The sequence below is a fragment of the Neorhizobium tomejilense genome (assembly GCF_964254135.1).
Classification (GTDB): domain Bacteria; phylum Pseudomonadota; class Alphaproteobacteria; order Rhizobiales; family Rhizobiaceae; genus Neorhizobium; species Neorhizobium tomejilense.
On record NZ_CAXUSO020000001.1, the window covers coordinates 3,688,824 to 3,708,890 of the forward strand.

A 20,067-nucleotide genomic window follows, 5' to 3' on the forward strand; every position below is an offset into this window, starting at 1 on the left:
CGTCGAAACCTATTCGGTACCGATCTTCTCCAGGTCGTAAGGGGTCGTCTGGTAGATCTCGTTGATCCAGTTGCCGAACAGAAGATGTGCATGGCTGCGCCAACGGTTCAAGGGCGTCAGCGTATCGTCGTTATGCGGGAAGTAGTTATGCGGCATCTTGATCGGCACGCCGGCATTGACGTCCCGGAAATATTCGTCCGCCAGCGAGGTCGAATCGTATTCCACATGGTTGAACATGTAGAGCCGCTTGCCGGCTTTCTCATGCACCAGGCAGATGCCCATTTCCTCGGATTCCATCAGGATTTCGAGGTCCGGGTTCCTCTCGATGTCGGCGCGGCGGACTTCCGTCCAGCGCGACACCGGAACCTGGAAATCGTCCGAAAAGCCGTTGAGATAGATCGAGGACGGCACCAGGTTGCGGTGGCGATAGACGCCGAACGCTTTTTCCTTGAGCTCGTATTTCGGCACACCATGGAAATGGTAGATCGCCGCCATCGCGCCCCAGCAGACATTCATGGTCGAATGTACGTTGGTCGCCGTCCAGTCGAGGATTTGTCTCATCTCGTCCCAATAGGTGACGTCCTCGAAGGGAAGCGTCTCGATCGGCGCGCCGGTGATGATGAAACCGTCGAACTTGCGGTGTTTCACCTCTTCCCAGGTCTCGTAGAAGGACAGGAGGTGATCTTCCGAGGTGTTCTTGGCCTTGTGGCCGCCGACGCGGATCAGCGAGAACTCGACCTGCAGGGGCGAGGCGCCGACGAGGCGCGCCATCTGCAGCTCGGTCTTGATCTTGTTCGGCATGAGATTGAGGAGCCCGATCTGCAGCGGACGAATGTCCTGCCGTACAGCCATGGTTTCGGTCAGCACCCGCACGCCTTCGGAAACGAGCGTAGTGAATGCGGGCAGCGTATCGGGAATTTTGATCGGCATGTCTCAACCCAACAAAAATAAAACCGGCGGCAAAATAAATCGCGACCGGTCCGTGGGAAGACATCTTCTCGCGGCCCTTTAGCGACTTTTTTAACGTGGCTGCAAGCCGGCCGGCCAAATCACCACGAATTCTCGAAAGTTCAAATACGCCTTGCTACGACCGGCGTCAATGGGAGCATAATCTTCCGCTCACCGCTCCCGCCGCGCCAGGAAGGCCATCCGCTCGAAGAGATGCACGTCCTGCTCGTTCTTGAGGAGAGCGCCATGCAGCTTCGGCAGCGCGTTCTTGACGTCGCCGCGCAGGTCCGACGGATCGACATCGTCCGAGACCAGCAGCCGGATCCAGTCGAGCGCTTCGGAGGTCGAGGGCTTCTTCTTCAGCCCCGGCATCTCGCGGATCTCGTAGAACTGAGTGAGCGCGTTGCGCACCAGCGCCTGCTTGATGCCGGGATAATGGACCTCGACGATGCGGGCGAGCGTATCCACGTCAGGGAAGCGGATATAGTGGAAGAAACAGCGGCGCAGGAAGGCGTCCGGCAGTTCCTTCTCGTTGTTGGAGGTAATGATGACGATCGGCCGGACCTTGGCGCGCACCATCTCGCCGGTCTCGTAGACATGGAATTCCATGCGGTCGAGTTCCTGCAGCAGGTCGTTCGGGAACTCGATATCGGCCTTGTCGATCTCGTCGATCAACAGGACGAGCTTCCTGTCGGAGGCAAAGGCCTGCCACAGCTTGCCGCGGCGGATATAGTTGGCCACGTCATGGACGCGTTCGTCGCCGAGCTGGCTGTCGCGGAGCCGCGACACGGCGTCGTATTCGTAGAGCCCCTGCTGTGCCTTGGTGGTGGACTTGATGTTCCACTCGATCAGATCGAGCCCGAGGGCGGCGGCCACCTGCCGCGCAAGCTCGGTCTTGCCGGTGCCGGGCTCGCCTTTCACCAGCAGCGGACGTTCGAGCCGGATCGCAGCATTGACCGCCACCATCAGATCCTTGTCGGCAATATAGTCCGCTGTACCCTGAAACTGCATCTCGTGATCCTGATCGGTAAACGCGCCGCAAACTAAAAGCTCACCCGTGGCGGTGCAACAGCTTTCCCTTTCCACCGGCTTTGCGCTATGGGCAATGCACATGACCCATTCGACCTTCACCATTCTGCTCGGCGGCAATTTGCGCGTCACCGATCGCCTGCGGGACACGATCGCCGGCAGCCGCTTCATCGCGGCCGATAGCGGCATGCGCCATGCGTCAGCACTCGGCGTGAAGCCTGAACTCTGGGTCGGCGATTTCGATTCCTCCGACGCCGCGCTGATCGCGCAGTTCCCGCATGTCGAGCGGCAGGCCTTTCCGCCGGCCAAGAACGAGACGGACGGTGAGATCGCAACGGCCGAAGCCATCGAACGCGGCGCGACGAGGCTGATCCTTGCCGGCGCGCTCGGCGGCGAGCGCAGCGACCATGCGCTTCAGCATCTCTTTCACGCCATGAGCCTGGCCGAACGCGACCTTGACATCCTGCTGACGTCGGGCGACGAGGAGGCCGTGCCGCTGCTGCCGGGCACAAGGACCCTGGACCTGCCGAAGGGTTCGCTGTTTTCGGTCATCGGTTTTTCCGACCTGGAAGGGCTCGATATCATCGGCGCACGTTATCCGCTCGACAACTTCTCGCTCCCCTTCGGCTCCTCGCGCACCGTCTCGAACGTTGCAGAAGGCCGGGTGGAATTCCATTTGAGGAAGGGCAAGGCCATGATCCTTGCCCGCCCCCACGACTTTACAGGAGCCTGACTGTTGGCGCCCCCAATTCTGAAACTTGACGATATTTTTCTGAGCTTCGGCGGCGCGCCGCTTCTCGCCGGCGCCGGCATGCAGGTAGAGCCGGGCGACCGCATCTGCCTCGTCGGCCGCAACGGTTCCGGCAAGTCGACGCTGATGAAGATCGCCGCCGGCATGGTCGAGCCCCAGTCGGGCGAGGTGTTCCGCCATCCCTCCTCGACCATCCGCTATCTCGAACAGGCGCCGGATTTCGCCGATTATTCGACGGTGCAGGCCTATGCCGAAGCAGGCCTCGGCCCGGGCGACGATCCCTATCGCGTCACCTACCTGCTCGAACATCTGGGCCTCACCGGCCAGGAACACCCGAACACGCTCTCCGGCGGAGAATCCCGACGCGCAGCACTTGCCCGCGTCATGGCGCCCGAGCCGGACATCCTGATGCTCGACGAGCCCACCAACCATCTCGACCTGCCGACCATCGAATGGCTGGAAGAGGAGCTGCGCAAGACCAGAAGCGCGCTGGTGGTGATCTCGCACGACAGGCGCTTCCTCGAAAAAGTCTCGAATGCCACGGTCTGGCTCGATCGCGGCACGTCACGACGCCTCAACCGCGGTTTCGGCGAGTTCGAAGCGTGGCGCGACGAGGTGCTGGAGGCGGAAGAGCTGGAACAGCACAAGCTCGGCAAGGCGATCGAGCGCGAGGAGCACTGGCTGCGCTACGGCGTGACGGCCCGCCGCAAGCGCAACATGCGCCGCCTCGGCGAGTTGCAGACGATGCGCGGCAATTACCGCGGCCACAAAGGACCGCAGGGCACCGTGCAGGCGAGCGTCAGCGAAGGCCGTGAATCCGGCAAGCTGGTCATCGAGGCCGAAAACATCACCAAGAGCTACGACGAGCGGATCATCGTCGCGCCGTTCTCGATCCGCGTGCATCGCGGCGACTGCATCGGTCTCGTCGGCCCGAACGGTGCCGGCAAGACGACGCTTCTGAAGATGCTGACCGGCCAGCTGGCGCCTGACACCGGCACCGTCAAGCTCGGCACCAACCTGGAAATCGCCACGCTCGACCAGAAGCGCGAGGACCTGGACCCCGAGGACACGCTGTCCCACTATCTGACGGATGGACGCGGCGAGACGCTGCTGGTCAACGGCGAACAGCGGCATGTCGCAGGCTACATGAAGGATTTCCTGTTCCAGCCGGAGCAGATCAGGACACCGATCAGGAACCTTTCCGGCGGCGAGCGCGCCCGGCTGATGCTCGCCCGCATCATGGCCCGGCCGTCCAACCTCCTGATATTGGACGAACCGACCAACGACCTCGACATCGAGACGCTGGACCTGCTGCAGGAAATCGTCGCCGGCTATACCGGCACCGTCATCCTCGTCAGCCACGACCGTGACTTCCTCGACCGCACCGTGACCTCGACCATCGCCCCCGCCAATCCGGACGCACCGGACGGCCGCTGGATCGAATATGCCGGCGGCTACACGGATATGCTGGCGCAGCGGAAGGGCGCGCTGGAGGAAAGGCGCCGCACGGAAAAAGCTGACAGGGCAAAAACCGATACTGCAGCATCGGTTTCTGGCACCCCCAAGGGCAAAGGCAAGCTTTCCTTCAAGCAGAAATTCGCGCTCGAGAACCTGCCGAAGGAAATGGCCAAAGCCGAAGCCGAGATCGCCGCCCGCGAGAAGAAAATGGCCGACCCCAACCTCTTCACCAAGGATCCCGCCGCCTTCAACAAGCTGGCTGCGGAGATGGAAAAGCTGCGCCAAAGCATCAGCAAAATGGAAGAAGAATGGCTGGAACTCGAAATGCTGCGTGAGGAAATCGAAGGCTGATTTGTGATTTGTTAAGCTTAACAGATAGTTAGCTAGAAAAATATTTGTCGCGGAGCGGAACATATGATGTCCCGGGGCGTTCTGGGGTGTGAGTAGTGGTCGAAATGTCCCGGGGACGGATCGGCCTGCCAGGAACCGATCAACCGAATGGGGACATCCAATGCTGACAAATGTTACGCGTCGTCGGCTGGCCACTGAGGCGATGAATCAAAGAGTTATGATTGTCGAAGACGAGTTTCTGATCGCGCTCGATGTTGCCGAGACGATCGAAGCCATGGGCCTGAAAGTCGCCGGTTTTGCCAATGCCCGCAAACATGCCCTGGCGCTCGCCGCCTATGCCGATATCGCCCTGGTCGACGTCAATCTTTCGGACGGCCGGACCGGTCCGGAGATCGGCCGCGAGCTTGCCGAGCAATATGGCATCACCGTCGTGTTCATGACCGGTAATCCGGACGATGTGGAAGCCGGCGTCGAAGGCTCGCTCGGCGTTCTCACCAAACCGGTCATGCCCGATGTGGTCGAGAAGACCATCGACTACGCCGTTGCCAACCGGCTGGGCGGCATGGCGATCGTTCCGCGTGAACTGAAAGTGTTTCCGCAAAACCACTGAGCCGTGTTGCACCTGCCGAATGCGCCTTGAGCCGGCCGCAGACCGCCTCTTGCCAGCCATTCGCCTCGCCGCTAAATCTGATCCTGCTCTAACGGGGTGCCGCGCGTTTTCGTGCGGCTGAGAGGCCTTTGGCCAACCCGCGGAACCTGATCCGGTTAACACCGGCGGAGGGATTAGACGGCTCTTCATCAGCGCCTATTCCCCTTTGTCACCAAAACGAGGAGACGCTGATGCGCAGCACCATTCTTTCTATATTCGCGGCCGCTGCCGCCCTTTCCCTTTCCGCGCCGGCCGAAGCGCAGGAAAAGACGCTGACCATCTACACCTACGAGAGCTTCGTCTCCGATTGGGGTCCGGGTCCCAAGGTGAAAGAGGCGTTCGAAAAGACCTGCGCCTGCAAGCTCAATTTCGTCGGCGTCGCCGATGGCGTGGCGCTTCTGACCCGCCTGAAACTGGAGGGCAAAGGCACCGACGCCGATATCGCGCTCGGCCTCGATACCAACCTGATCTCCGAGGCGAAGGCGACCGGCCTGTTCGAGCCGCACGGGCTCGACGCTTCGGCGGCCAAGGTCCCCGGCAATTACAGCGACGACACGTTCATCCCCTACGACTACGGCCATTTCGCCGTTGTCTACGATACGCAGGCGATCAAGAACCCGCCGAAAAGCCTCAAGGAACTGGTGGACGGCGATCCGGCGCAGAAGATCGCCATCGAGGACCCGCGCACCTCGACACCCGGCCTCGGCCTGCTGCTCTGGGTGAAATCGGTTTATGGCGACCAGGCACCGGAGGCCTGGGCGAAGCTCAGGAAACGCGTGCTGACCGTCACGCCGGGCTGGTCGGAGGCCTATGGCCTGTTCACCAAGGGCGAAGTGCCGATGGTGTTTTCCTACACGACCTCGCCGGCCTATCACATGGTCGAGGAGAAGACGGAGCGCTACCAGGCCGCCTCGTTCTCCGAAGGCCATTACATCCAGATCGAAGTTGCCGGCATGCTGAAGGGGGCGAAGGAAAAGGATCTGGCGAAACAGTTCCTGAAATTCATGATTTCGCCGGCCTTCCAGGACGTCATCCCGACCACCAACTGGATGATGCCGGCCGCCAAGACCTCCCAGCCGCTCCCCGACGCATTCAACAAGCTGGTGCAGCCGACCAAGACTTTCCTGATGGGGTCGGACCAGGTGGCCAAGAACCGGCAGGCCTGGATCGACGAATGGCTGACCGCCATGAGCATGAACTGATCCCATGCTGACGAGGGCCGAGCGGAGACGCGGGATAGGCTGGGGGCTGCTGAGCCTGATCGGCATCGCCCTCTTCGTCGGCATCGCAGTCGCCGCCCTTCTCTCCTGGGACGCCGGCAACACCCAAAGCCGGCTGTTCACCGCCTATACCTGGCGAATTCTGCGTTTCACCCTGCTGCAGGCGGTTCTTTCGACGCTGCTGTCGGTCGTCTTCGCCCTTCCCGTCGCACTCGCGCTCGCACGCCGTCCGCGCTTTCCGGGCCGTGTATGGGTCATCCGGCTGATGGCATTGCCGATGGGCCTGCCGGTGCTGATCGGCGCGCTCGGCCTGATCGGTATCTGGGGGCGGCAGGGGGCGATGAACAGCCTGCTGTTGAAGCTTGGCCTCGAACAGCCGGTCAGCATTTACGGGCTTTCCGGCATATTGCTGGCACATGTGTTCTTCAACCTGCCGCTCGCCGCGAGACTGCTGCTTGCCGCGCTGGAGCGCCTGCCGCCGGAATATTGGCTGCTCTCCTCCAGCCTCGGGATGAAGCCCTTCTCCGTTTTCCGCTTCATCGAGTGGCCGGCGGCCCGCCGAGTCATCCCCGGCATTGCCGGCCTGATCTTCATGCTGTGCGCCACGAGCTTCACGCTCGTCCTGGTGCTCGGCGGCGGGCCGGCCGCGACCACGCTCGAAGTGGCGATCTACCAGTCGCTGCGTTTCGATTTCGACCCTCCGCGCGCCATAGCGCTGTCGCTGCTGCAGATCGGCATAACGGCGCTGATCCTGATTGTGATTTCGCTGCTTCCAGCTCCTGACGACGCTGGCATCACGGCCGGTCGGGCGACCCGCCGGTTCGATGGCCGGACGTTGCCCGCACGGCTTTGGGATGTGCTGGCTATCCTGCTTGCCACGATATTCCTGATCCTGCCGCTCGCCTCGATTGTCGGCGCGGGCGCCCAGGCCAATCTCTGGAGCCTCGTCAACAGCGCCGCCTTCCTGCGCGCCGCCTGGACCAGTTTCACGATCGCGCTTTCCTCTGGCCTGCTGGCAGTGCTGACCTCCCTGGCTATCATTGCCGGACGCGGTGCAATCTCAGACATGAAGAGGCCTGCCGGAACGGCCAGAGCGTTTTCCGTGTCCTTGGGTGGAATGTCCTCGCTGGTGCTGCTTGTGCCGCCGGTCGTGCTCGGGACCGGCTGGTTCCTGATGCTGCGCCCGTTCGGCGATGTCGCCCGTTTCGCCCCGGCGCTGGTCGCGATCATCAACATGCTGATGGCGCTTCCCTTCGTGATGCGCGTTTTGTCGCCAGCCGTCGAAACGCACCGCAAGCGGACAGGCAGGTTGTCGGCAAGCCTCGACCTGTCCGGCTTTTCACGGGCATGGAGGATCGATCTGCCGGTTCTGGCAAGGCCGCTGCTGACGGCGCTGTCCTTCGCCATGGCGCTGTCGCTCGGCGATCTCGGCGCGGTGGCGCTATTCGGCTCCAGCGAGGTCACCACCCTCCCCTGGCTTGTCTATAGCCGGCTATCCAGCTATCGAACCAATGACGCTGACGGACTGGCGCTCATCCTCGGCATCATCTGCCTGGCTTTGACGATGATCGGCACTGCCGGCCGGAGGGAAACAAACCATGGCTGACGGCATCGCGCTGAACAAGGTTGAACTGAAGCTCGGCGTCAGAGAATTCCGCTTCGACTGTGCTTTGCCGGCCGGTGCCGTGACGGCGATTACCGGCCCATCTGGCTCCGGCAAATCGACCTTCCTCAACCTCGTTGCCGGCTTCGAGACGCCGGACCGCGGCCGTATCCAGATCGCAGGCGGGGACGTGACGGAAAAACATCCCTCCGAGCGTCCCGTATCGCTGGTCTTTCAGGACAACAATCTCTTCGCCCATCTGGACCTCGCCACCAATATCGGCCTCGGCATCAGCCCCTCGCTGAAACTTTCCAACAGTGATCGGGCCGCCATATCACAGGCGCTGGAGCGCGTGGGCTTGAGCGGTTTTGAGAAACGGATGCCGGGGACGCTTTCCGGTGGCGAAAGGCAGCGGGCCGCCTTCGCACGGGCTCTGGTGCGCAAAAAACCGGTTCTGCTGATGGACGAGCCGTTCGCGGCGCTCGACCCCGGGCTCAGGCTTTCGATGGCCAGCCTCCTCATCGACCTGCATCGCGAGACGGGCAATACGGTACTGGTCGTGACCCATGATCCGGATGAGGTCGGCCGGCTGGCTGACCATGCGATCTTCATCGACCACGGCCATATCCTGTTGCAGGCGCCGGCCGAGGAATTCCTCGCCCGGCGCGATATTCCGGCACTTGCCGAGTTTCTTGCCGGCTGATCAGGCAGCCTTTCCGCGGAACCAGACACCGGAGCGGATGGCGAGGAACAGGATCCCACCATAGGCGACCAGACCAGCTGCCAGCGCAAAGAACAGACCGTTGAGCGATCCGGTAAATTCCAGCGCCAGCCAGCCCCCGAGACCTGCAATGGCGAGTCTCAGAAAACCACAGGCAAGCGGCCAGAGTAGCTGGCCCGCGCCTTGAGAGGCGAAATAGAGCGCCAACCCGCCGCCGAAGAAACCATAAACTGGCCCGACGATCTGCAGATAGGCGACTCCCGCATCGATCGCTCCATGCTCCTCGCTGAACAGCGAAATCCACGCGACGGGGAAGATCGCCGCGATCAGGCCAATCACTTCGGTGATGACGAAGGCAATGGCGGCGCCGGTGAAGGCGATGCGCATTGCGCGATCTTTCTGGCCGGCGCCCATGTTGGTGCCAACAAGCGCCACCATCGGCGCACCGATGCCGAAGATCACGGGGATCAGCAGATATTCGAGCCTCGCGCCGGTACCGAAACCGGCCACCGCCGAGACGCCCGCCTTTGTCGCCACCAGAGCCGTGGCAATGCCGATGGTCACATTGGTGAGAACGGAATTGATCGCCGCGGCAGCGCCGAGGCGGACGATATCCCGGAACATCGCCCAGCGAAGCGGTCCGACGCCGAAGCGCACGAGATTGCGGCCGGAGAGGATGTACCAGGCAAGCACCGCGGTGCTGCCGAAACTGTAGAGCACCAGGGCCAGACCGCCGCCAGCGATGCCGAGCCCCTGGAACGGACCGAAGCCGAAAATGAGAAGCGGCGATACGGGCACGAGGAGTGCGGCACCGACACAGGTAACCAGCGCCGGGAACAGCATATTGCCCGTGCCGCGCACCACGCTCGCCAGGCCGTTCATCAGCCAGACGAAGATCATGCCGCCGAACACCACGTTGGAATAGACGAGCGCAGCCTCGAGTTCCGCGCCTTCGCCGCCGAGCGCCCGATAGATCGGCCGGCCATAGGCGAGCATGATCGCCGAAAACAACAGCCCGATCGCGACATTGACGACGACGGCATGCCAGGCAAGCAGATCGGCATCGTCACGCCGGCCGCCACCGAGCGCGCGGGCGATTGCCGAGGAAATAGCTCCGCCGAAACCGCCGGCAGACATCATCTGCATCAGCATCACGGCCGGAAAGACCAGGGCCATGCCCGCCAGCGCCGCGGTACCCATATGCGAAATCCACCAGGTTTCGATAAGGCCTGTCGATGCCTGGGCGAGCATGATCAGGATATTTGGCCATGCGAGCCGGATCAGCATCGGCAGGATCGGATCTTGCAGCAGCTGCCGGGTCCGCGGATTGATCGGTGCCGCGTCCGCGTCTTCGAAAGGAGACGCCGCCTCGACGGCTTCGGTGGTCACGGCACTCATCGATCGGCCTCTCTATGCTGCATTAGCTCGTTCATGGACGGATAGCGGCGGCGGATGCGCTCGCTTGCCGCCGGGCCGGCCGCGTTGGTGAAGATCGGATCGCTCAGCGGCCGGCCGCTGCGGCGGTCGATCATCACTGGGTCGGCCTGATCGCCGGTCTCCCTGTTGACGATCACCACGCTTTCCCCCTCCGGCGCGAAATGCTGGTTGCCGAAGGCAAGCATCGCCTGCACCACAGGCTTGAAGTCGCGACCGCGCTGCGTGAGGTGGTATTCGTCCCGCGGCGGCCGCTCGGAATAGCGCCGTCGTTCCATCAGCCCGGATTCGACAAGCGAGTTCAAACGGCTGGTCAGGATGTTCGGGGCGATATCGAGGTTGCGCTGGAATTCGTCGAAACGTGTCGCACCTCCCAGTGCATCGCGCAGGATCAGGAAGCTCCAGACCTCGCCGACATGTTTGAGACTGCGCAACACCGGGCATCCGGTGTCGAGGGGACCTGTCCGTTTCATGGGTTCTTCTCCGGCACGACGTTGCCTTGTGGCACAAGTAACTTGCAATTTGCAAGTCACTATCTGCGTGATCACGTTTGGCGACGGGGACGGCCGGACCGTTATGGAACTCGCCACAATTTGGACGTGCCACGATGGCATCGCGGAAAGGTAGCGGGGATTTTCATTGCAAACGCACCAGCAAGACATATTTCAACAACAGCATCTGTGCATTCGACGCGAAAATCGCTAAGCGACATAGAGAAGGAGCCGGCTTGGATCGAGAGGACCTCTGTCAAGCCGGATGGCGGACCTTGGGAATGATGGTGCGGAAGACGAGGACGATGAGGCGCGACACAGCGATCCCGGCTGTCTGGACGATTGTCCGTGCCCTGCCCGGTCGGCGGGCCTTGGGCGCCCTGCTGTTCAGCGGTGCGATCCTTTCCGGCTGCCAGTCGCTCTTCGACCAGGCCTATACCCCGAATGTCTCTCCCTCCGACTCGCCGCAGATCGTCGACGAGGTGCAGAAGAACGATCCGCGGGCGCAGATGGGCGCGCGCGAGCATCCGCGTATCGTTGCGAGCTACGGCGGCGAATATCGCGACGCCAAGACCGAGCGGCTAGTCGCCCGCATCGCCGGCGCGCTGACGGCCGTTTCGGAAAATCCCAACCAGTCCTTCCGCATCACCATCCTGAATTCGCCGGCGATCAACGCCTTCGCGCTGCCGGGCGGTTATCTTTACGTGACGCGCGGCCTTCTGGCGCTTGCCAATGACGCATCGGAAGTCGCAGCCGTGCTTTCCCACGAGATGGGCCACGTCACCGCCAACCACGGCATCGAACGCCAGCGCCGCGAAGAGGCGGAAGTGATCGCGAGCCGCGTCGTCGCCGAAGTCCTCTCCAGCGACCTTGCCGGCAAGCAGGCGCTGGCCCGCGGCAAGCTTCGCCTGGCGGCATTCTCGCGCCAGCAGGAACTGCAGGCCGACGTGATCGGCGTCCGGATGCTCGGCGAAGCGGGTTACGACCCCTATGCTGCGGCGCGTTTCCTCGATTCGATGGCGGCCTATGCCCGTTATTCGGCGGTCGATCCGGACAGCGACCAGAGCCTCGACTTCCTGTCGAGCCATCCGAACTCCACCCAGCGTGTCGATCTTGCCCGCCGCCATGCTCGTAATTTCGGCCAGGAAGGCACCGTCGGCGACAAGGGCCGTGATTATTACATCGCCGGCATCGATGGCCTGCTTTATGGCGACAGCCCTCAGGAGGGCTACGTCCGCGGCCAGACTTTCCTGCATGGCGGCCTCGGCATCCGTTTCGACGTGCCGCCGGACTTCCGGATCGACAACAAGGTGGAAGCGGTGCTGGCGACCGGCCCCGGCGAAACGGCGATCCGCTTCGACGGCGTTGCGGCGGGCGATAACGACAATCTGCCGAACTATCTGACGAGCGGCTGGGTCGCGGGCCTGCAGCCGGAGACGGTGCGGGAGATCCAGGTGAATGGCATGCCTGCGGCAACCGCAAGGGCTTCAGCCGAACGCTGGGATTTCGATGTGACCGTCATCCGCGTCGACAATCAGATCTTCCGCTTCTTGACGGCGGTGCCGAAGGGCAGTCCGGCGCTCGATACGACTGCCGAGATTCTGCGTTCGACCTTCCGCCGGATGACGCCTCCGGAAATCGCGACGCTGAAGCCGCTGCGGGTACGCATCGTCACGGCGGCCAAGGACGACACCATCGCATCGCTGTCGGCGCGGGTGATGGGAACGGATCGCAAGCTCGATCTTTTCAAGATGATCAATGCATTGCCGGCCGGGGCGACGATCTCCCCGGGCCAAAAGTTCAAGATCATTTCCGAATAGGATCGGGGGCCGCCTCAGCAGGCGGCCGCAGCCATCTGCGGATTGGCCGACACCAGCGCCGACTTGAGCTTTTCGATCGCCCGGCTCTCGATCTGGCGCACACGTTCCTTTGAAATGCCGAGTTCGGCGCCGAGCGCTTCGAGCGTCGCGCCATCGTCCGTCAGGCGGCGGGCCCGAATAATCTTCTTTTCACGGTCGTTGAGCTTGGTGAGCGCGCCCTGCAGCCATTTCAGCCGCCGCTCGCCGTCGATCATCCCGGAAACCTGCTCATCCGGCAGCGGTTCGGCGCTGGCCAGCATGTCGAGCCGTTCGCCGCTATCCGCATCGCCAGCGATCGACGGCGCCTGCAGCGAGGAATCATTGCCGGAAAGGCGGGCATCCATGGTCTGGACATCGGAGACGCTGACGCCGAGCGCCACTGCGATCTCTTCGTGAATTGCCCGGGCGGTGAGATTGGAATCGCCGCGGGCGAGCTTGGCGCGCAGCCGGCGAAGATTGAAGAACAGCGCTTTCTGCGCGGAACTGGTGCCGCCCCGCACGATCGACCAGTTTCGAAGGATGTAATCCTGCATCGAGGCTCGGATCCACCAGCTGGCATAAGTGGAAAAACGCACGTCGCGAGCCGGTTCAAACCTTGCCGCCGCTTCGAGCAGCCCTACATAGCCCTCTTGTACGAGATCGCTCATCGGCAAACCGAAGCCACGGAACTTCGAGGCCATGGCGATCACCAGACGCATATGCGCAAGGGCAATCTGGTTTCGGGCATCCTGGTCCTGATCGTCCTTCCAGCGGACCGCCAGATCGCGCTCCTCCTCGCGGGCGAGATATGGAGCGGACATTGCTATCTTGATCATCGTGCGGTCTGCGGACATGGCTGTCATGGTGTTCTCCGTGAACGGTCTGATCCGACAAAAACAGCGAGGCACAAACCAGGGACACCGTGCACGCGACAAGCCCGAACGATGATGGAATGAATATCCTGCCGCTTTTGCTCCCCTCGTCTTATGTTCCGCGGGGGATTCACAACCGGCTCAAGAGACCGATCTTCCGCCCCGCACTTAGCTGTCCCGAACGCAAACCGACGCACATCAGTTCGCCGTTCCGGCGGGTTAACGCGGAGGCGGAGAAAAAGTTCCAATAAAAAACCCGGCTCGAAGGCCGGGTTTTTGGGAGAACTATGGATGGATGATCAGGCCGCTTCTTCCTGCGCCTCATCTTCCTCTACATTCTTGCCGCGCTTGGGACCCTTGGCGAGATTGACCTCGACAAGGCGAACGGCTTCGGTTTCGGACATCTTGTTCACGGCAGCGATTTCACGAGCCATGCGGTCGAGAGCGGCTTCGTAAAGCTGACGCTCGGAATAGGATTGTTCCGGTTGGTTGTCGGCGCGATAGAGGTCACGAACCACTTCCGCGATCGAGATCAGATCGCCGGAATTGATCTTTGCATCATATTCCTGGGCGCGGCGCGACCACATGGTGCGCTTCACGCGAGCCTTGCCTTGAACAACCTTGAGAGCGCGTTCGACAAAATCCGTTTCGGACAGCTTGCGCATGCCGATGCTGACGGCCTTTGCGACTGGCACCTTGAGGCGCATCTTGTCCTTTTCGAAATCGATTACGAAAAGCTCAAGCTTCATGCCGGCAACTTCCTGCTCTTCAATCGCAGAGATAGTGCCTACACCATGAGCGGGGTATACGATCGATTCACCAGTCTTGAAGCCCTGGCGTGCGGGAGAAGTCTTTTTCTGCTGAGTCGTCATTCGTTTCACAAACTCCCTGTTACTCACCCATTGCCGGGTCGGGGGAACCGGGTCTGTCAGGCCCGGATGAGACGGGGGAAACCGTCGGGTCACTCCATACTGGTCCGACCAACGCGAGCGAAAAAACACCCATCGGGGTACTGCGACCGACAACATTCAAGCGTTGCAATGTCACGGAAACCGCGCTTTGGGTGGTCTGTTGCTTTCGTGATGTTTTTTGGGCACGCACGTGCCGCCTTGTGGAACAGTTCTTATTGTCTACCACAAAAAAGTGCGGAAATCAATAATTTGCTTTTGCAGGTGCACAGAGCACTATAGCCGCGCTCTGCCCAACAAAAAGGCAAAGTGATTCGAAACTGCTTCCGAGCCATTCCGTCGCGGCAAATCTCAATCGCCCTTGCCGGGTTCGGCGGAGAAATACTGCTCGTACTTGTTGGTGACGCCGTCCATCTCCTTGGCTTCGGGCAACGCATCGCGCTTGACCGTGATGTTGGGCCAGATCTGAGCGAACTCGGTGTTTATCTTGAGCCATTTGTCGAGGCCTGGCTCCGTGTCCGGCTTGATCGCCTCGGCGGGACATTCCGGTTCGCAGACGCCACAATCAATGCACTCGTCGGGATGGATGACGAGGAAGTTTTCACCTTCATAAAAGCAGTCGACCGGGCAGACCTCGACGCAGTCGGTGTATTTGCAGCGGATACAATTGTCGGTCACGACATACGTCATGCGGCACTCCAGGACTATCGCGGATCAACGGCACGTCGACGGATGGGAAGCGCCGGCACACCGGAAAGCCGGGAGAGGCGAAAACCCAACTGCAAAAATGACAGGAGGTAGGCGATCCGGCTTTTCGACAGTCAGGTAAAGCCTTTGGCTTGGCTTAGCAAGGATATCCGTGCTGAAAACCTAGGCGCAGCGGGTCGTTTTTTCTAATCTAGGTCCGCGTCCATACCCGGAAACAGCCGATCGGTGTCGCGACGCTCCTTCTTGGTCGGTCGGCCGCTTCCCTGCGCGCGTTGCGCCTGTTCGAACAACGTCAGCCTCTTGGCTTCTTCGGGAGGAGGACTGAGATCTTCGTAGAGCAGCCGGGCCTCTTCGAAAGGTCCTCGCCTTTCCCCGCCGGCCTTGACCACCAGCACGAGATCGCGACGCTCGAGCTTGAGATCGATACGGTCGCCCGGCTTCACCTGGGAGCTGGGTTGGGACACCAGGTCTCCATTCACCCGCACGTGGTTCGAGCGGATGAGATCCTGGGCGATCGACCGCGACTTCGCCATGCGGGCAAAAAACAGCCACTTGTCGATGCGCTGGCGCGAACCGGATTGTGGCTGTTTTTCCGTCATGGGCCTTACTTCTTCATCTGCTCCTTGAGAGCTGCAAGCTTTGCAAAGGGCGAATCCGGATCGATCGGCTTCTCCTTGCGGGGCGGCTTGGCCTCGAAGCGCGCAGGCTGCGACCCTTTGCCGCGGTCGTTGCGGTCCGGACGCGGGCCACCTTCGTGGCGCTCCCCGCGGTTGGGGCGATCGCCCCCGCGGTTGTTGGTATTGTTGTTGTCTGGCCGGCGGTTGTTGTCGCGGTTCGGCTTGCCGCCGTCCTTGCGTTCGCCACCGCGTTCGCCGGCCGGGCGCGCATCACGCCGCTCGCCACCACCGTCGCGACGCTCATCACGACGGCCCGGGGCCGGCTGGCCGGCTTCGCCACCGGCATTGTTGCGCTGGCCGCCATGGCCACGGCGATCGCCATGCTGAGGCCGGCCGCCGCGCTGGTTGTTTTCACGGCCGCCGCCCGGACGCCACAGCAGGACCGGCTTTGGCTCTCCAGTCTCGGCAGCCTTTGCCTCGTCCGTGACGTCTTCAGCCGCAGCGTGCTCAGCCGGAGCTTCCTCCGAAGCAACCGGTTCTGCAGTAGCCGTCTCAGCCGGCGCAGCATCAGCCACGGCCTCTACCGGGGTGGCCTCAGGCGCAACCTCTGCCGAAGGGGTTTCTGCCGTCGTCTCGGCCGAAGCGTCGCTCGCATCGGCGTCATCGCCGTCGGAGGCTTCCGGCGCGTCTCCTGCCGAAGCCGAAGCAGCTGCAGGAACAGCGCTCACGGAACCTGCATCCTGGCCCGCCAGGAATGCCTGCGCTTCTTCCGGCTTCACGGCGTCGGCACGATATCCGAGGCCCTTAAGAATTTCTTCCATATCGTCCGGCGTCGCGCCGAGAATGGAGAGCATCGCGGTCGTGGCCGTGAAGCGGCGGCCGTCATATGCCCCTTCCGGACGCGGCGTCGAGCCCGGCTTCCACTGCAGGAGTGGACGGATGAGATCGGCAAGTCGTTCCAGGATGTCGATCCGTACGGCACGCTTGCCGAGGAAGCGGAAACCCGCGAGCTTGTAGAACATCCGCTCAAACGTCGGATCGGCGACCACCGAAGTGCGCCCTGCGGCAAGCGCCGGGATGAGATCGCCGTAACCGGGCTTGTCGAGGCCGTCGTTCTTCAGCGCCCAGAGGAGCGTGATGAGCTCCGCCGGTGCGGGCTTCAGAAGCATCGGCATGAAGACGTGATAGGCGCCGAAACGGATGCCGTAGCGACGCATCGAGGCGCGCGCATCCTGATCGAGCGACTTCACGTCGTCCGCAACATCGCGCCTGAACAGCACGCCGAGACTTTCGACCAGCTGGAAGGCGAGGCCCTTGGCGAGGCCCTGCAGGTCTTCGGCGCGCGACAGATCGTCGAGCGGCTTCAGAACCGTGGCGATGTGATGGTTGACGAAGCGCTCGAGGCGGGCGAGCACATGTTCGCGGGCATTGCCGGTCAGCTGCTCGTCGGAGAGCAGGATGACGCGCGGCCGCATGACATGCTCGGTCGGCGCAAGACGGGCGATGGGCTCGCCGAGCCAGCGAACGGACCCGTCGGAGCCGACCGCCAGATCGCTGTTGCCGGAGGCATAAAGCCTCGCGGCCCGCGCCTCGAATTCGAGCGCCAGCGCTTTCTGAGCGGCACCCTGCACCGCCTTGGCGTCGGGTCCCTCGGTTCCCGAAACGGGCGTAAACCGGAAACCGGCCAATTGCCCGACGTGATGTCCCTCTACAAAGACATCGCCATTCACACTGATTTCAGCTTCCAGCATCGCATTCTCTCTCAGGCGCTTCATGAGCACAGATGTCCTGCGATCAACAAAGCGTTTCGTCAACCTTTCATGTAGCGCGTCCGATAACCTATCCTCTATTTCCCGTGTCTTTTCTTGCCAGTGTGTCGGATCAGCAAGCCAACCAGGGCGATTAGAGACGTAGGTCCAGGTCCGGATCTGCGCTATGCGGGCCGACAATGTGTCGATTTCACCGTCGGTGCGGTCGGCGCGGCGGACCTGTTCCGCCATGAATTCTTCATTCACCGTCCCGAAGCGTACAAGATCGGAAAAAAGAGTCGAAATAAGGTCGGCGTGCTGTGCCGGCGCAATTCGTCGATAGTCCGGCAGCGCACAGGCCTCCCAGAGCTTCTCGACCCGTTGGGGCGTCGTCGCGATGTCCTTGATTTCGGGATAACGCGAAAGATAATCAAAGGCTTGGCTGTCGGTCGCGGGAAGCGCCCGTGTCAATCCTTGCAGCGTCGGGGAGGCATCCAGGCTTTCCCGCAGAGCCCTGAGCGACGAAAAATCGAGGGCCTTCGAGCGCCATTGCAGCACTTTGACCTGATCGAAATGGTGGCTTTCGATTCGCTCGACCAATTCGTCCTCGAAAGGCGCCACCTGCCCCGTCACGCCGAACGTCCCGTCCCGCACATGCCGCCCGGCGCGGCCGGCGATCTGCGCCAGTTCTGCCGGATTGAGACTGCGGAACTGATAACCGTCGAATTTCCGGTCCTGGGCGAATGCCACGTGGTCGACATCGAGATTGAGCCCCATGCCGATCGCATCCGTGGCGACGAGATATTCGACGTCGCCGGACTGGTAGAGACCGACCTGGGCATTGCGGGTACGCGGGCTGAGTGCGCCGAGCACCACCGCCGCGCCGCCGCGCTGGCGGCGGATAAGCTCGGCGATCGCATAGACCTCGTCGGCTGAAAACGCCACGATCGCCGACCGCTGCGGCAGGCGGGTGATCTTCTTCTGCCCGGAATAGAAGAGCTGCGAGAGCCTCGGCCGCTCGACGACGGTTATTCCCGGCAACAGCCTCTCAAGGATCGGCCGCATGGTCGCCGCCCCCAGAAGCAGCGTCTCATCGCGGCCGCGCAGATGCAGGATACGATCGGTAAAGATATGGCCACGCTCGAGATCTCCCGCGAGCTGCACTTCGTCGATTGCGACGAACGAGGCTTTCGTCTCACGTGGCATGGCCTCGACGGTGCAGACGGAAAAGCGGGCGTTGGGCGGAGTGATCTTTTCCTCGCCGGTGATAAGCGCCACCTGCGAGGCACCGACCTTCTCGACAAGGCGCGTATAGACCTCGCGCGCCAGCAGCCGGAGCGGCAGGCCGATCACACCGGTGCCATGCGCCACCATGCGCTCGATGGCATAATGGGTCTTGCCGGTATTGGTGGGTCCGAGGACGGCGGTGACGCCGCGCCCGCTGAGCATCATGGGCTGGAAATTCAATGCCTGGTTCCGCGCATCACATACGGCTTGGGTCTCGCGCCTTCGCCCAAAACTGGAAGCCACGCAACACATGGCGATCTCGGCTGGCAAACGCAAGCCTGAAGAATAGTTTTGCGGCCGAAGAGTGATCGCTGAAGGCCGCAAATCAACGCTCGGCGATTCGAATTTTAAACGTAAAGGAACAGACGCGAACGAATCGGAGACGAATCGCAGACTCAAGACGATTCAGCTTTTGTTCACCGCTATATATTGATGTGACTCCGGATTTCCCCACGACATCGTGAATCTGCATCAAGATTGGATGCATACAACCGCGTGACTCATCCCGAAGCTGCGCTTTCACGAAGAATCGTAAGAGTCAATGCATTGATATGGTTAATGTTTCATCAACCTATTCAGGCTGTTCCGCCCTCCTTCAAGCACGAAATTAAGATTCAGGCCAAAGGCGGAACGAATCGCCGACGAATCACAGACATCTCTATCTTCGCTATTTGTTCTTACAAGATATGGTAGGTCTCATCACGAGAGACCCGCAAGAAAATCGTCGCGGTAAAGACCTCGGAAGCGAATGCGTTCAGGTGCCATTAACATTGGCTAACGCAGTTTAACCACACGTGAGAGCACACGTTTGCAAGCCGATGGAACAAAAATCACGGCGCTACGTTTCCTCGCCAAATCCATACTGGATTGTCTAGCGGAGTAGAAAATCATGCTCGGAACCGTGTTGCTCGTCATCCTCATCCTGCTACTCATTGGCGCGTTGCCGAATTGGGGCTATAGCCGAGGCTGGGGCTATGGTCCGTCGGGCGGATTGGGCCTTGTCGTGCTTATCATCATTATCCTGCTGCTGATGGGCAGGATTTAAAAGCGGCGTAGCCGTGTGTACCAAAGGGAAGGGAAACTGACATGATGAAGAAGATTCTGATTGCGGGCTGCATGATCGGCACGCTCGCCTCCTGTACTGCAACTGAACGCGGCACCGCAATCGGCGCCGGCACGGGTGCGGTTATCGGTGGCGCCGTGACCAATAGCTGGGGTGGCGCGGCGGTTGGCGCAGTTGCAGGCGGCCTGGTCGGCGCTGCGATCGGCCAGTCCTCGGAACGCCGCGGCTACTGCATCTATCGCGACCGTTACGGCCGTCGTTACGAGGCCCGTTGCCGCTAATCGCGAGCAACAATCCAGTCCCTCAGGACCGGCGCCCGAGCAATCGGCGCCGGTTTTGTTTTGCCTTGAGAGGCCGTCGCCATTAACCCT

General features: G+C 61.6%; 18 protein-coding genes and 2 riboswitches. Of the genes, 9 read left to right on the forward strand and 9 right to left on the reverse strand.

What is annotated here, in order from left to right; all coding sequences use genetic code 11:
• Window positions 1-9 precede the first annotated feature (9 nt).
• Both metA and ACSQ3G_RS18395 read right to left on the reverse strand, forming a co-directional pair.
• A complete protein-coding gene (gene metA, locus ACSQ3G_RS18390; RefSeq protein WP_436111044.1) occupies window positions 10-930 on the reverse strand; it encodes a homoserine O-acetyltransferase MetA in 921 nt (306 codons plus the stop codon).
• A 58-nt stretch (window positions 931-988) separates the two neighbouring features.
• Window positions 989-1,066, reverse strand: a riboswitch (SAM riboswitch).
• A gap of 53 nt (window positions 1,067-1,119) precedes the next feature.
• Window positions 1,120-1,959 (reverse strand): AAA family ATPase, encoded by an 840-nt coding sequence (locus tag ACSQ3G_RS18395; RefSeq protein ID WP_105425795.1) that lies wholly within the window; start codon window positions 1,957-1,959, stop codon window positions 1,120-1,122.
• 94 nt (window positions 1,960-2,053) lie between these two features.
• Here ACSQ3G_RS18395 and ACSQ3G_RS18400 point away from each other — a divergent pair, with 94 nt between their 5' ends.
• The 6 genes from ACSQ3G_RS18400 (at window position 2,054) to ACSQ3G_RS18425 (ending at window position 8,712) form a co-directional block, all read left to right on the forward strand.
• Entirely contained in the window at window positions 2,054-2,710 is a 657-nt protein-coding gene (locus ACSQ3G_RS18400; protein ID WP_436111738.1) for a thiamine diphosphokinase, read from the forward strand.
• 3 nt (window positions 2,711-2,713) lie between these two features.
• Complete coding sequence (locus tag ACSQ3G_RS18405) at window positions 2,714-4,537, forward strand: ABC-F family ATP-binding cassette domain-containing protein (protein WP_436111045.1); 1,824 nt, start codon at window positions 2,714-2,716, stop codon at window positions 4,535-4,537.
• A 160-nt stretch (window positions 4,538-4,697) separates the two neighbouring features.
• Window positions 4,698-5,147 carry a response regulator gene (locus ACSQ3G_RS18410; protein WP_436111046.1) on the forward strand — a complete coding sequence of 150 codons (450 nt, stop codon included), beginning with the start codon at window positions 4,698-4,700 and terminating at the stop codon, window positions 5,145-5,147.
• 82 nt (window positions 5,148-5,229) lie between these two features.
• Window positions 5,230-5,337: riboswitch (TPP riboswitch) on the forward strand.
• A gap of 40 nt (window positions 5,338-5,377) precedes the next feature.
• Window positions 5,378-6,388, forward strand: coding sequence for a thiamine ABC transporter substrate binding subunit (thiB, locus tag ACSQ3G_RS18415; protein WP_436111047.1), 1,011 nt, complete (start codon window positions 5,378-5,380; stop codon window positions 6,386-6,388).
• A 4-nt stretch (window positions 6,389-6,392) separates the two neighbouring features.
• Entirely contained in the window at window positions 6,393-8,012 is a 1,620-nt protein-coding gene (gene thiP, locus ACSQ3G_RS18420) for a thiamine/thiamine pyrophosphate ABC transporter permease ThiP (protein ID WP_436111048.1), read from the forward strand.
• Window positions 8,005-8,712 (forward strand): thiamine ABC transporter ATP-binding protein, encoded by a 708-nt coding sequence (locus ACSQ3G_RS18425; RefSeq protein ID WP_436111049.1) that lies wholly within the window; start codon window positions 8,005-8,007, stop codon window positions 8,710-8,712. The genes thiP and ACSQ3G_RS18425 overlap by 8 nt, the downstream gene beginning before the upstream one ends.
• Here ACSQ3G_RS18425 and ACSQ3G_RS18430 read toward each other — a convergent pair whose 3' ends face one another.
• Together ACSQ3G_RS18430 and ACSQ3G_RS18435 are read right to left on the reverse strand one after the other, a co-directional pair.
• Window positions 8,713-10,128: an MATE family efflux transporter gene (locus tag ACSQ3G_RS18430; protein WP_105423258.1), complete on the reverse strand. Its 1,416-nt coding sequence runs from the start codon at window positions 10,126-10,128 to the stop codon at window positions 8,713-8,715.
• Window positions 10,125-10,637 (reverse strand): winged helix-turn-helix transcriptional regulator, encoded by a 513-nt coding sequence (locus ACSQ3G_RS18435; protein ID WP_436111050.1) that lies wholly within the window; start codon window positions 10,635-10,637, stop codon window positions 10,125-10,127. Before ACSQ3G_RS18435 ends, ACSQ3G_RS18430 begins: the two co-directional genes overlap by 4 nt.
• Window positions 10,638-10,960: 323 nt before the next feature.
• On the opposite strand from ACSQ3G_RS18435, the gene ACSQ3G_RS18440 reads away from it, so the two are divergent.
• The gene (locus tag ACSQ3G_RS18440) at window positions 10,961-12,475 is read left to right on the forward strand and encodes a M48 family metalloprotease (protein WP_436111051.1); all 1,515 of its coding nucleotides are present in this window, start codon (window positions 10,961-10,963) and stop codon (window positions 12,473-12,475) included.
• Between the two features lie 14 nt (window positions 12,476-12,489).
• Here ACSQ3G_RS18440 and ACSQ3G_RS18445 read toward each other — a convergent pair whose 3' ends face one another.
• From ACSQ3G_RS18445 to ACSQ3G_RS18465, 5 genes are all read right to left on the reverse strand, one after another.
• Complete coding sequence (locus tag ACSQ3G_RS18445) at window positions 12,490-13,356, reverse strand: RNA polymerase factor sigma-32 (protein WP_037081362.1); 867 nt, start codon at window positions 13,354-13,356, stop codon at window positions 12,490-12,492.
• A 308-nt stretch (window positions 13,357-13,664) separates the two neighbouring features.
• Window positions 13,665-14,237, reverse strand: a complete 573-nt coding sequence (locus ACSQ3G_RS18450; protein WP_046605164.1) for a CarD family transcriptional regulator — start codon at window positions 14,235-14,237, stop codon at window positions 13,665-13,667.
• Between the two features lie 387 nt (window positions 14,238-14,624).
• Entirely contained in the window at window positions 14,625-14,963 is a 339-nt protein-coding gene (gene fdxA / locus ACSQ3G_RS18455; RefSeq protein ID WP_046637350.1) for a ferredoxin FdxA, read from the reverse strand.
• A 203-nt stretch (window positions 14,964-15,166) separates the two neighbouring features.
• Window positions 15,167-15,580: an RNA-binding S4 domain-containing protein gene (locus tag ACSQ3G_RS18460; protein WP_436111052.1), complete on the reverse strand. Its 414-nt coding sequence runs from the start codon at window positions 15,578-15,580 to the stop codon at window positions 15,167-15,169.
• 5 nt (window positions 15,581-15,585) lie between these two features.
• Window positions 15,586-18,798: a helicase-related protein gene (locus ACSQ3G_RS18465; protein ID WP_436111739.1), complete on the reverse strand. Its 3,213-nt coding sequence runs from the start codon at window positions 18,796-18,798 to the stop codon at window positions 15,586-15,588.
• A 724-nt stretch (window positions 18,799-19,522) separates the two neighbouring features.
• Between ACSQ3G_RS18465 and ACSQ3G_RS18470 the strand changes: the two genes are divergently transcribed.
• Window positions 19,523-19,678, forward strand: coding sequence for a DUF3309 family protein (locus ACSQ3G_RS18470; RefSeq protein WP_007775119.1), 156 nt, complete (start codon window positions 19,523-19,525; stop codon window positions 19,676-19,678).
• A gap of 41 nt (window positions 19,679-19,719) precedes the next feature.
• A complete protein-coding gene (locus tag ACSQ3G_RS18475) occupies window positions 19,720-19,977 on the forward strand; it encodes a YMGG-like glycine zipper-containing protein (RefSeq protein ID WP_037081355.1) in 258 nt (85 codons plus the stop codon).
• Window positions 19,978-20,067 lie beyond the last annotated feature (90 nt).